The organism is Fructobacillus tropaeoli (assembly GCF_016860625.1).
GTDB classification, from domain to species: domain Bacteria; phylum Bacillota; class Bacilli; order Lactobacillales; family Lactobacillaceae; genus Fructobacillus; species Fructobacillus tropaeoli.
In genome coordinates this window covers 13,835-26,847 of the sequence record NZ_BOJU01000005.1, presented here as the reverse complement: position 1 = coordinate 26,847, position 13,013 = coordinate 13,835, and the positions used below count along the sequence as shown (strand labels likewise).

Annotated in this window: 10 protein-coding genes, 1 tRNA gene and 1 riboswitch; of the genes, 3 read left to right on the top strand and 8 right to left on the bottom strand. The window is 39.9% G+C overall.

Annotated elements, in window-relative coordinates; genetic code table 11:
• Positions 1 to 217 precede the first annotated feature (217 nt).
• From cas9 to FT12353_RS07120, 5 genes are all read right to left on the bottom strand, one after another.
• Positions 218 to 4,177, bottom strand: coding sequence for a type II CRISPR RNA-guided endonuclease Cas9 (cas9, locus tag FT12353_RS07135; RefSeq protein ID WP_203619249.1), 3,960 nt, complete (start codon positions 4,175 to 4,177; stop codon positions 218 to 220).
• Between the two features lie 224 nt (positions 4,178 to 4,401).
• On the bottom strand, positions 4,402 to 4,530 hold the full coding sequence (locus FT12353_RS08600; RefSeq protein ID WP_275403541.1) for a hypothetical protein: 129 nt from the start codon (positions 4,528 to 4,530) through the stop codon (positions 4,402 to 4,404).
• 221 nt (positions 4,531 to 4,751) lie between these two features.
• Positions 4,752 to 5,315 (bottom strand): hypothetical protein, encoded by a 564-nt coding sequence (locus FT12353_RS07130; protein ID WP_059393681.1) that lies wholly within the window; start codon positions 5,313 to 5,315, stop codon positions 4,752 to 4,754.
• Positions 5,316 to 5,515: 200 nt separating this feature from the next.
• Positions 5,516 to 6,253, bottom strand: a complete 738-nt coding sequence (locus tag FT12353_RS07125; protein WP_203619248.1) for an ABC transporter permease family protein — start codon at positions 6,251 to 6,253, stop codon at positions 5,516 to 5,518.
• Between the two features lie 166 nt (positions 6,254 to 6,419).
• On the bottom strand, positions 6,420 to 7,175 hold the full coding sequence (locus FT12353_RS07120; protein ID WP_203619247.1) for a 3-oxoacyl-ACP reductase: 756 nt from the start codon (positions 7,173 to 7,175) through the stop codon (positions 6,420 to 6,422).
• A gap of 101 nt (positions 7,176 to 7,276) precedes the next feature.
• Positions 7,277 to 7,366: riboswitch (TPP riboswitch) on the bottom strand.
• A 196-nt stretch (positions 7,367 to 7,562) separates the two neighbouring features.
• Between FT12353_RS07120 and FT12353_RS07115 the strand changes: the two genes are divergently transcribed.
• Positions 7,563 to 7,712, top strand: a complete 150-nt coding sequence (locus tag FT12353_RS07115) for a hypothetical protein (RefSeq protein WP_203619246.1) — start codon at positions 7,563 to 7,565, stop codon at positions 7,710 to 7,712.
• 297 nt (positions 7,713 to 8,009) lie between these two features.
• On the opposite strand, the gene FT12353_RS07110 is transcribed toward FT12353_RS07115, so the two are convergent.
• The 3 genes from FT12353_RS07110 to FT12353_RS07100 all read right to left on the bottom strand — a co-directional run bounded on the left by FT12353_RS07110 (position 8,010) and on the right by FT12353_RS07100 (position 10,489).
• Positions 8,010 to 8,279, bottom strand: a complete 270-nt coding sequence (locus FT12353_RS07110) for an NINE protein (protein WP_059393684.1) — start codon at positions 8,277 to 8,279, stop codon at positions 8,010 to 8,012.
• Between the two features lie 243 nt (positions 8,280 to 8,522).
• Positions 8,523 to 10,067, bottom strand: a complete 1,545-nt coding sequence (locus FT12353_RS07105; protein ID WP_203619245.1) for a glycoside hydrolase family protein — start codon at positions 10,065 to 10,067, stop codon at positions 8,523 to 8,525.
• A 350-nt stretch (positions 10,068 to 10,417) separates the two neighbouring features.
• Positions 10,418 to 10,489: transfer RNA gene (locus FT12353_RS07100), tRNA-Glu, on the bottom strand.
• 372 nt (positions 10,490 to 10,861) lie between these two features.
• On the opposite strand from FT12353_RS07100, the gene FT12353_RS07095 reads away from it, so the two are divergent.
• Both FT12353_RS07095 and FT12353_RS07090 read left to right on the top strand, forming a co-directional pair.
• Entirely contained in the window at positions 10,862 to 11,758 is an 897-nt protein-coding gene (locus FT12353_RS07095) for an ABC transporter ATP-binding protein (RefSeq protein ID WP_203619244.1), read from the top strand.
• Complete coding sequence (locus tag FT12353_RS07090; RefSeq protein ID WP_203619243.1) at positions 11,751 to 12,974, top strand: ABC transporter permease; 1,224 nt, start codon at positions 11,751 to 11,753, stop codon at positions 12,972 to 12,974. The genes FT12353_RS07095 and FT12353_RS07090 overlap by 8 nt, the downstream gene beginning before the upstream one ends.
• Positions 12,975 to 13,013 lie beyond the last annotated feature (39 nt).

Below are 13,013 nucleotides of genomic sequence, written 5' to 3'. Positions count from 1 at the left end.
CAATTAGTTTGTGGTTAGCTACCACGTGAAAAATTTGTTTAGCTAACAGATTTTTCAAGGAAGAACCCATTAATCTGACATACAGGGTTAAAGTAACGCAAGGGCTTATGCCCAAGCTTCATGATCTGAAAAGATGGCCTTATGGCCTTTTTTATTTGTCTTTATCTTTATTTAACAAAAGGCACCGCTATTCAATAAGCGGTGCCTTTTACTTTACTTATAGCAAATCCGAAATTTTAACTCTTTTTTCGAAAATACCTGTTGTTGATTGGTAAATGATCTCAGTATTATCAGATAGACGGACTCCACCAGACTGTTGTGGCGTTTTCCATTCTGCTAATTTTTTATTAATTTTTTTCATTGGTTTTTGATAAGCCGAATCCAATTGCAAAGCCTGAAGAACAGTATCAAGAACATCTTTTTTATTATCAATTCCCAAAAATTCATCACGAACTTGGAATAACTTTTGCAAATCAGTTGCATAAAAAGGAAAACGTCTTTCAACAGAATCGTTAACCAAAATATCAAATCCATGTATCAAATCGTCATCAGCTGAATCAGTTTTTAAGTTCGAAATGAAATCTGCGTCAGCTGGTGACAACCATAGTTGCTTTGCATTATGCCGATACTCATTTGATGCCAAGTATATCAATTTTCCATCTTCATTCACTAACTGCCCTAACGGCAGTTTTTCAATGAGTATCTTTTCAAACTTTTTAACCTCTGGAAGTTGCTGAACGTACTCTGATAACTCAATTTGCCCTGCTTTAATTTTATTTGCTGCCGAAATATTAACCTTAGCCAACAAATTTTTTCCATTTGCACGAACCAATGTCATATAAGCAGGGTACGCATAAGTATAACCACCATACAATAATACATCTTGACGTTTCTTATTAGTCCCAATTAACTTAGCTTTGGGATCAACTGCATAGATGGTTTCTTTGTTTAATGCACCATTATCCTTGTCATTACGACGAGTAGTCAAAATGTTCTTAAAGTTCATGACATGGCGAAGATATTGTGTATCATCTTCTGACCAGTTTTCATTTCCTTTCGCCATTGTTCCGACAACAAATCCGAACGGCTTCAAACGTCTTACCTGACTACTTGAACTGGACTTACGTAATTCTTTCAAATACGTATTAGTATAGTAATCAAACTCATTATACACATTTGCACCATCACGGTCTGGATAACGAGCCTGCATATATTGCCCGGCTGCGGTGATTAACAAGGCATCAAAAGCATGGTGGAATGAGTTAATTTCACGGTGTTTTTTAATTGCTACCAAGCGACGCATGTCGGCGGTGATTTCAGAACGAATTGCGACTGCCTTTGTTTGATCGAACTCGCTTTCAATTAATGAAGCAACATTTTTAATAATTTGACGAGTTTCCACTAACTGACGAGCAATAAAGCCTGTTTTCTGCCCTTCAGAGTAGTCACCACCCTTTGTCAAACGATCATACTTCTTTTGTGAAATAAATCCAGCATTTTTCAGGCTTTTCCACAATCCGCCGGCTGCTTGCTGTACTTCCGTTGTATACGTGGCAGAATCTGATTTTCGTGCATTTTCAGGACGAGATACCAAAACACGGTTATCAATCGAATCATCTTTGGTATAAGCCTGAGGAATAATATGGTCAATATCATAATCTGTTGATAATTTATCAATATTGATTGGTTGACCAGTGTACATATCCTTTCCTTGTTGAAGGAAATACAAATAAAGGCGATCGCCAATCCGTTCACTTTGAAGGCTGCTCTTTTGGCTCTCTAACTCTTCTTTTAGGGCTTTTACATCATCTGACAAAGTTTTTGACTTATACAAATCTTTCAAACGATTATATCGGGAATTTGTCCGAACTGAATTTTGTGTTTCCTTGGCAAATTCCAAATAAACACGATTAGGTTCCTCTCCCATTGCCTTTTGAATATCAAAAAGAACGTTAAAGGCTTGTTTGATTCCGCGCTTATTGGCAGGGGCTGTAGTCAACTCATCGATTCTATCCTGAATACTATCTGCTGTTTCAGCCGTATTCTGTTCTTGAATCCATTGTTGAACCCCAAATTTATTATCGGTGATGATTGACATGAAATTCTTAGACGTTGTCTGCAACTTATCCAGAATAGAAACTTTTTGTGAACCCTCCTGAATAATCGGTGTCGATAACAACTTATCCGATAGATTTCCCCAACCAGTATAGTGTGTCTTAGCCAATTGCTGAACTTGCTCATCGGACAAAGCCAATTTTTGTAATTCACGTTCCGCAATTTTTGTATCCTCAAAAACTGTCTGGATTTGAATGATATTTTCCAACAATTCTTGGTTTGCAGGATTTTCCATAAATTCTGCATCAAACGTTTTACTTAAATCAATATAACTGAACAAGTTGCTATTAAACTTTGTTTTGTCAGCCAAACCAACAATTTGAATCTCGCCCATTCCTTGAGAAAGATAATAATCCTTGATAGCTTTTTCAGATACAGTTTTTTTCGATTTAAATAAGTCCTGAATTAATACATGCTTGGTCTTCTCATCAATTTTATGACCACTAATTTTCACATTATTCAATTCATTCAAGACCGTAAACAGCTGATACTTCAAAGAATTTTTAGGCAGTGTTGGTTCACCAATTAAATAAGTATCCGTTCCAGTCAAACGATCAATAAAGTCCTGAGCTGCTTGATCGCGATTGAAAACTTGATCAAAGTTCCATGGTGTTACTGCACTTTTTTCATAACCCTCATTGCGCTTTACCCAATGATTTGTGGCATCCCCACCGGCCTTTTCAACATCGGCCACTGTAACCATCGGACCAACATAGTAAGGTACTCTAAATTTAACTAGCTCGACTAATTTATTAATTGTTTCACCAGCTTTATTCGTAAATGTATCCAGCAAAAATGGATAATACTTCCCTTGATTTTCGATAATTTTTTCTAATTCTGCAAGATGAAGCTGGTACGGAATCACCGAATTTGCTTTTGTGCGCTGTTTTGGCAAAAAGTCATGACTTTCAATTCGTTGTTGAATTTCAACCAATACATCATCTGCCAAATCAGCCTTATCTAATAAGGCTTTCATTCCCTTATCAGTATCATCCTTCAAAAATGTTGTATAAATTTTGGAAAAATCCTGATGAGAAAGGCCTTGCTTTTTAGCAATTTCCTTGACCATCTTTAGATCATCATGATGCTGTTGATACCGCTTGACCATCGCTGCCGAAATTGATGTTTGATCGCCTAATAAATCCATCAGCGTGAAGCCATCGAATGCTTGTCGAATAGCATTAAACAATTCCATTTCATCATCATCTAATTCGTCCACAATCGCCTGGCTTTGCTCATCAAAAGCTTCACTATCAAGTTTTAATTTCCATTTTTTGAGCTCATCGCCGCTAAGTTCACGATTAAAGACCTTTGTAAAATCAATGGTATTGCCAACGATTCCCGCTAATATTGCCTGAATCGCTTTTTTATCCTCTTTCGTATCAAATGAAAAAGCTGATAACAGACGCTCTGCTTTTGCTTTTTTTGACAGTCCAAAACCAGCTTGCCCCACCAAGACATCTGTCATCTCTTGTGCATCATTCAACGACCAGATAAGTCCCTTCGCTTCTGCATAATTTTGAATAGCTTGCTGAAAATCTCGAGGATTATAGCTATCCCCGATTGTCATTTTAGACTGTGAGTTCAGAAAATGGCCCCGATACTTAACGATATGATGCATCGCTAAATAGATTTCTCGCAAATCAAACTTACGATCCTCAATCATCAATTTTAGTCGCAAATGATAAATCGTTTGAAATTTTTCATGAAAATCGTGAGTTTCCTGTTGAGTCGGAAAAAGATAGCCACCGTAATAATGAGCCTTATTCACTTCGTCCTTTGGGTGAACGTATGAGTATTTTAAACGGGCAAAAAAGTTTTCATCAATCATTCCCATTTCATCAGAAAAGATATTTTCTAATAGTCGCAAGCGCCACTTACGACGAGATAAACGACGACGTGTCGTTCTGTATGATCGTCGTTCAGCAGCTGATTCAGCTGAATCAAAAAGACGTACGCCGATTAAATTTTTACCCTTAGCTCGAGCTAATTTCCCTTCATCCGTCAGAACTGCCCAGCCAACTGAACCGGTTCCGATATCAAGTCCTATGTTATACCCCATTACTTTCTCCTATCACTTCTCATCAAAAATTTTTTTCACATTATTTATTGATTTTATTCTACATTATTTTTCTCTAATTTATATTATTAAATACATTTTTTCATGTAAATCTATTTTAAATTAAAAATAGTACTAAATTGATTTGCTATTTTTCCCGCATAAATCAACACTCATTATACAAAAAAGACGACCTTTCGGTCGCCTTTATCAAAGTCATATTTAAATTATTTTGAATCGCTTTGTTCTGCTTCATCGCTAATGTCGCGACGACCAAAGCCCGTATCCGGTTGGTCATCAACCACCCGTCGCTTACCACTGCGGACAATATAGACGATAACTGCTGCGATAATCAATGAAAAGATCCAATGATGTAGAAAGAAACTCAACACTAACAAAATACCAACTAAAATTAAAAAGTATGAAAATACATTTAAAGTGAACCGGAAAAGTGAAACAATTCCCCAAATCACTAATATTAAGCCAAATAATAAGAACACGTTTTATACCTCGTTCAATATACTAATCGTAACTTTATTGTAACGTGAATAGATTAAGCGGGGATATAATAACACCTTTATCGCTCCTGACTCACCAAGTAGTCCTGGTAGGCCTGCCGGTTTTGCTTCACGCATTTTTTCAACAATTTTTCAAAATAATCAGCTGGACTTGTTCCAATAACAGGATTTTCTCGCCGACTAAGAGTTGTATGAACAAAATCACCATCATCAAAATCTAAAAAGTTTGCCGCAATGGTCTTAGTCTCTTCGGTTTCCGCAACCACTTCATAGTGCTCAATTTCATCAAAGTTTTCAATGAAATAAAGGTTGCCGTCGGCATCAGCATGGTCCAAGTCGTAAAACAGGTACTCCGTCTTCACGTCAATAAAGAGGCCGTCGCCGAGGTTTAAAGCATTTTCATCCTCGAATTGCTTCTTTAAATAGTCATGAACCTCTTTTGGCGTGTGAACATCAAAATCAAAGTTATTATCATTCTGCTGATTTTGCTCAGCCAATGCTTGATTAACTTCTCGCTTCAGCATTGCCCGAATGATTCGACGGCGTCGTGCTAAATGGTGTGCCTTCACAATTGCAGTCAAAAACAGCAAACCAATGATAGTCAATGAAACCAAGAAAAACATTCTAACTCTCCCAAACAATTAAAAATCAGGACATTTACAGACCTGATGTTCAACTGGACCTAATAGATTTTGTACCAACCTTTTAAAACCAGATTGGTAACTGACTCCATTAGTTTAACTCTCTTGTTGTCAGTTTGTCTATCATTCTAATAACAATTTGTAGAACTTATGTTCGGCCGTAAAAATAAAACGCACAATCATTAATGGCTCGTCCCAGCAATTCCTTGCTGGTCATCGCTTTGAAGTGGGCTAGACTCTGGGTGCACAGCAAAAATTTGTTGTGCTAAGATACCTTCAAAATAGTCGGCCGGACTAACGCCCAAAACATCATTTGTAGCCTTACTTAATTCAATATCGGCAAAATTGTACCGACCCATATCCGCAAAACGAACGCCAATCACCTTGGTCTTCGTCGTTTCTTCGCGTACCTTGTATTCCTGCACAGCAGAAAAATCTTCTAGTAAGTATTTCTGGCCACGCATTTCTGAGTCACCTAAATCAAGAAACATTTGTTCATTTTTTGTATCAATAAACAGACCATCCCCCATGTTTAACGGATGAATTTTTTCCATCTGTTTCCACGCTTGGTCACGTTGTTCAGCAGGTGTTAACGCAACTGGCTGAGCGATTAGTGTTTCAACATCAGTATCATCGGCCACTGCTGGGCTGATTTCTGCAGTATTTTCAGCTTCTGCTTGATCTGACGCACTTTCATCATCAGGATGGCGCGAACCATAAATCCAAGCAGAAATCAGAATTGCCGCAATTACCAGAATAGTCAATAAGATGCCTGTCTTGTGGTCCAAAATAAAGTTCAAAATATTCAAGGCAATATAAAGCAAAATCAGATATGGCAGCATCTCAATAATTTTCATCGAAAGCCAAAAAGAAAACCATATCCCAATCAGCACAATTGCAATCAAGCCAATAATAACCATTGTTATTCCTTCTCTCTAAAAAAATTATTTGATGGCTAGCAATCAGCCGTCAGTAGTATCTACTCCTGATTTTAACGCTAATGATTCTAGTTTACCTATTACACTTTGCTTTCTTTTTTGACAAAAAAAGCAATGCCCGTCTTGGACATTGCTGAATGTACTTCAATTAATTCATTGTCAAACCGCCGTCAACCGTCACGTTTTGTGCCGTTAACCCCCGGCCCTGATCACTACTACCAAGGAAGAGAACGGCCTTGGCAACATCGCCTGGTTCCGTCACCTTTCGCAGCGGCGTTGTCTGCTTGATGTAGTCAAACACTTCTGGCGTTGTGACCGCACTGGCGTCCGTTGTTTGCAGTAGACCACCTGAAACCATATTGACGTTGATCCCAAATTCACCCAGCTCAACAGCCAAATTACGGGTAAAGCCAATCATGGCAGCCTTGGCCGTAGTGTATTCATGGTAAGCCACAACGGGATTTTGGAATAAATTAGTCCCAATATTAACCACTTGTCCAGCTTTTTGCGCCATCATTTGTGGCAAGGCACTTTGGGTCACATTAAAGGCTCCCTTCAATGTACCATCGATTTGCTCCTGATAAGAGTCCCAAGTCAAATCCTTAAAGAGCTTCTGTGCCACTGGATCAAATTTAAAGTTAATAAGGGCGTTATTCACGACCGTGTCAAGTGAGCCAAATTTAGCAACGGCTTGTTGGACCATTTGATCAACCTCGGCTCGATTCCGGACATCAGCTTGAATAGCCATAGCGCGGTCAGGTCCGATTTCTGCTACCAATTCTTCGGCCTTCTCTTGACTATGGTAATAATTAATCACTACCTGAAAGCCATCTTTCGCGAAAGTGCGTGCAATTTCCGCTCCCAAACCTCGGCTACTTCCCGTAATCAAAACTGTTTTCGACATTCCTCTACCTTTCCTTTTAGAAAGGCATCTCAACGACTGACCTTATGCCGTTTGCTGCAAATAAAAAGGTGCTTTCTTGATAGAAAGCACCACTAAAAAATTCATTAGCAATGACACTTTCCTCCGCTAGTATTAACTAGTTCAGGTTCAAAGGGTTCTTCTCAGTCAAATCGACGCCCCTAGCGTTGCTTATATTTTACCATATGAAATCAGCCGTCAACCATATTTTAGACTGATTTTAAAATCAAACATTTAACGGCTTGATCATGACTGATATGCCAGCCCAAATCCTTCAAATTTCATAAAAAATCAGCTCCTATCATTGAAAAATGTGCCGCTTTACTTACAATGAGGATAGAGAGTTGATTGAAAGAACGGAGGGAACCTATGAAAACAAAGGTCATCACCGCTAGTACTGCTAAAGGCTTTGAACAAAATTTAAATGCCGCTATCAGCAATTTAGAAGCTCAGGGTTATGAGGTGCTATCGATTTCGCCCTGGTCCCTTACCTATCGCACCATTATTTTATATAGGTAACCTGATTTTGCATGAAAGGAAGATAATCTGATGAACAATAAAAATAAAGAAAACGAAGACGAAGACCAACAGCCACGAGACACACTCTACACGCGCCCATGGTTCGTTATTATCGGAATCATCGCTGTGCTGAGCATGGTGGGTTACGTTGCCCTACTGGGTTGAACTAACTGCTACTAATACTAAATCACAGCATTTAATAATCCGCTTTAATAACATCAAATAAAACCCACCGTTCAGTAACGGTGGGTTTTATTAGTTAGTAGCTATCAACTATCTTTTTCACGAAAATAACTTTTAGTTGGCGTAACGACCGTTAATAAATGTTAATTCATTGCTATGGTTGTTTGATCCATAGGCTTTTACAAGCGCAATCACAAAATCGACAAAGGGCCAAATACCCAAAGTAATCCATGAGCCGATAAAAAGCTTGAACAGCCCTAGACCGATTTGTCCTCGAATAAAGCGGTCAACACCAAATTCACCGACCAAAAAGTTGCAAATCCAAACAAAGACATGCTTGTTTACAGTGTTAATCTTTGCGTTACCATCGTATACAGTATCCATATATTTTCCCCTTATGTTTCAAGTAATTCAATCAAAAATGTCCAACTACAATTTTATCATTAATTTTACTTTAGTTACATAGAAGATGTCGTTTTGAAGACGATATTTTCATAAAACAGATTAAAAAGATTTTGATTAATGACTAATTCGTTGACCCTAACCATATTTTTAGCGCAATCAGTTAATTCCAAATTATTTTAATTAACATTCCGAAAACCAAATATATTTAGCCAATCAAATGCGTCATCTATAATCATATTCCTTACAATTAACCGATACTGGCATATTTCCACCTTGCAATGACAAAGTAGTTGACTGATTGTTTTTCTTCCCCCACTTAAGCAGTGTATAAACCTGGTGTGAGTCAGTAAATTCAATTTCAATTGATTTTGTATCGAAATAAATAGTCAAATGCGTATCTGTTAATCCTGGTTTTCCATAGGTAATATTTTTAGTTTCAGCATTGTAAGTAGAATTATTGAAATTCCCTTTCATGCTTCTTTTGGTTCTAATCCAACCACCGTTGATGTCAAACATCAGTGTCGAAATGTTGTCATCTTGCCGAACGTCAACAACAAATACTCCTCCTGGTTGACCACCTTGTATGTCAAAATCAACCACCTTGCTGTTATCAATCGTTCTCAAATATTCTCCACCTGATGGAATATCATGATAAACATTGTAGTCATCATTTGTTGGGAAAGTGCGGTCGACCACATCACGAACGAAAAGTTGCAAAGAATAACCAGACGGTGCTGAAGCGTCTTTAACCATTTTGATATCACGAAACAAAGCACATGTCGTGCCTTTTTTCGTTTGATTTCCGTCAATGCCAATAACCTTCTCATTAGCATAAGCCCAGTTATTGACCCACGAACTAGTAATCAAAGTCTGTTCATCCACCTTGCCAAAGTTTGATCCATAATAGTCAGTCCCTAGGTCAATTCTAACTGGCAATGTCTGATCGTTTTGCTTGGTAAAGATGCCACTACTGTCAATTGAGCCAATCAAATAACTCGTTCCAGTTGTGTACCCCCAGTTATAATCATTAGCGCCAACAAATTGAACCGCGTGACGAGTGCCATCATCTGCCATCATTGTGACAACATAAGGACATTCAACGATACCGTGGTCCTTCCCATCCAAAAAGGCATCAGGGTTCCATGACGTACTGCCAATATAACTCCAGTTTTGGCCATCTGTTGATGAATAAGTACCGACTTTGTCTCCCTCAGCCATATACATCACCCATTGACCATTGTATTTCATCACATATGGATCACGAAAATCAGGATAATTATCTAAATTAGGCATAACCGCTAAATCAGATAGAGGTTGATAAGAGTGTCCATTGTCTTTTGAAATCGCCGCCCAAATTGATTGCTCACCGCAATTTACCGCACCGTAACTTGAAAAGAAAGCTACGAAATCCCCATCGGTTGTTCCAGCAATTGAGCCATCACTAATCACAACAGAACCAGTAGCAACTGAGCCCCATTTAACTGTTGGGTCTAATTTTCGTGATTTAATCGCAATATCTGAATCATTCACCCAGTGTGTCCCATCAATTGAAGTTGCATGTTGCCAATTCGAGTTCCCTATTTCATTGTTAATGCCCCAAGTTGGTTCGTTCAGATAGTAAACATGCCAAAGTCCACTACGATCTTGAAAAATTGACTGCATATCATTCATAAAACCAGCAGGATTTTCCAAGTGGTGTTCCTGGTTATAACTAGGGTCTGTCTGTGGTGTATAATTTACTGTTTTAAATGTATTAGAATCGCACATGTCTAACTCCCACTTTACTTTTAGTTACCCACTTTTAAAATGATTATTTGTTACCCATCTATTCGTTAACTAAAGATACAATGATTATTATCATGTTCAGCCAAATCCTGGATAATATCAAGGTCATTTTTGACAATTTATAACTTCGATCCCCCCTTTTTGGGGGCTTTTTTTGGGGCAAATTTGGGGCAAATTATCAAAAAAGTGTCCTATGAGGCAAATTTGGGGCAAATTTTCGACTTATTTTGAAAGACTTTGCTAGACATTAAACCGTATGAAAACGTTGATATATAGCCATTTAAAAAGAAAAAAAAGCTATACGGTGCGTGTTAGCACCGTATAGCTTGATATAGCCCCAGAGGGAGTCGAACCCTCGATTCCGCGCTGAGAACGCGACGTCTTAACCACTTGACCATGGGGCCATGGTCAACAATACTTAAATAGTTTACTAGATTATTGGCCACTAGTCAATTAGTTTTTTCGCTCTTTCTAATTAAGTCCACTATTAAAACTGCTAACAGAAAGAATAATCATTCCTTCTAATTGTTTATAAGTCTATCCAGCATATCAACCCACACCCATTCTAACCATCTTCAACTCTCGCCTTCATCAGATTCGAACCCCGAGCCAAACTGTGAGATAATGAGGATATTCGAGCAAATGCTGAGTTCTGATTTTTACGCTAACTAATAAACCGTCTGCCCTCAACCAAAGCAACGGCCGAGCACTCTTAGCTAACGCAAACAATTAAACCCTCTTCATCCATTTTGCTCATGTACGTTAGGAGCTTTATCATGATTACTCTTTCCCACCTATCAAAAGCATTCGGCGGCCACCAAGCTGTTTCCGACCTCTCCTTTACCCTCCAACCAGGTGAAGTTCTCGGACTAATCGGACAAAATGGTGCCGGCAAAACCACGACTTTTCGGATGATTTTAGACTTTATCCAGGCAGACGATGGTACCATTTCCTGGGATAACCACCCAATCGACGATCATTTGCGTCGGAAAATCGGCTTTTTACCCGAAGAACGCGGTCTCTATCAAAAGCAAACAGTTGAAGAACAGGTCGTCTACCTGGCCCAACTTCACGGCATGGAGAAAAAGGCCGCTAAGAATGCCCTCAAAGACTGGATGGACCGATTACAAGTTGTCGGCGAGCCCGGTGACTTGGTTCAGTCCCTGTCAAAAGGAAATGCCCAGAAAATCCAAATGATTATGGCGCTGATTTTCGAACCAGAATTTATCATCCTTGATGAACCTTTCTCAGGCTTAGATCCCGTCAATGCTGCCATTTTTATGGACGAAATTAAGCGTCTCAAAGCTCGCGGAGCGATGATTATTTTTTCATCGCACAATATGGACAACGTCAGCCAAATTTCAGATCAACTACTGATGCTCAAAAAAGGTCGGACTGTTCTCCAAGGCCCCGTTCAGGCCATTCGTGAGTCCTTTGGACGAACCCGCCTCTATGTTGAGGCCCCCCATTTGACGAAATCAGACTACTTGGCGATGGCCGGGGTCATTCACGCTGAACCAAAGGACGGTGGCTATATGCTGACACTTGCCTATGAAGCAGCCGGACGACAAATTTTTGAGGCGGTAACTCGCAACGGCTACATCCCCGCCTTCTCACAACAGCCACCAACCCTGGCCGAAATCTTTAAAACGGAGGTCAGCACCAATGACTAATCCCACACTCCTAGTTGCCAAACACACCTACCTTACCCGCCTGAAGAAAAAGTCCTTCTGGTGGTTAATCATTTCACCGATTCTTTTAATTGCCGCAGCCGGTCTCCTGGGTTATAGTATTAGTTACTTTTCAAACGACCAACCAGCCAAGGTAGCCATCATTGGTCCCAGTACCAGTCGTGAAGCCATTAACCAATCGGCCAGCAAGATGAACATCAAGGTCTCATCAATCACCGACGAACAATCCGCCCAATCGGCCTTGAAAAAACAGACAATCGATGGCATCCTGACCCTAAATGATGGTCAAGGCACATTAGTCACCCAGCAAAAAGCACCAAAAATTGATAAGGATCAATTACAAGCGGTCCTCAGTAAACTTTTCTTGACCACTCAGGCTGAGAATTACGGGCTGACTGCAAGACAAACCGCAGCACTGATGACGCCCTTTAGTCTCAAGACAACGGTCCAAAACCAATCAAGCCAACAGGATGCCGATAATAACCAGGCTGCAAAGGCGGCCATTTCAGTTGCTGTCACCATTATCGTCTTACTAATTGTTTCCACCTATGCTTCCTTAATCGGTAATGAAATTGCCAACGAGAAGTCATCACGAATTATGGAAACCCTGCTAGCGGCCTCATCAGCCCAGGCGCAATACTTTGGCAAGCTCCTTGGTATCACCGGTCTCTTGGTCACCCAGCTCCTTTCCTATGTCGTCCTAGGGATAGGAGCCAACCTCTTCGGTCAACAAATTACGATGGTTAAGCAGGCGCTTTCCTACCTAACCGCATTGACCCCGGGATTTTTGACTTATACGTTTGTCTTCATCATCGTAGCCACTGGACTGTACCTGATTTTGGCAGCGATTGCGGCTTCGTTAGTGAACGATACTTCACAGGTTTCCCAAGCAATGGTCCCTGTGACCACCCTGGCCATGATTCCCTATGTTGTTGGACTGGCATCCGCTTCAAACGGTGGCAATAACGTCGTCGTCCGAATCTTTGCCTACATCCCCTTCATGTCGCAATCAACGATGCCCAGCCTCCTCGCCAACCAATACGTTAACTGGTGGCAGGCCCTTCTGTCACTGACCATTTCGCTAATTGTCCTCGTGGCACTTGCTCAATATGGGCAAAAGCTCTACGCTAAGAACGTTTTGTCCTACTCAGATGAAAACATCTTAAAGCAACTCTTAGCCTCCTTTAAACGCTCTTAAGCGGTCAAATCAGCTTCGCCATTGAGCCCCAGCCAACAG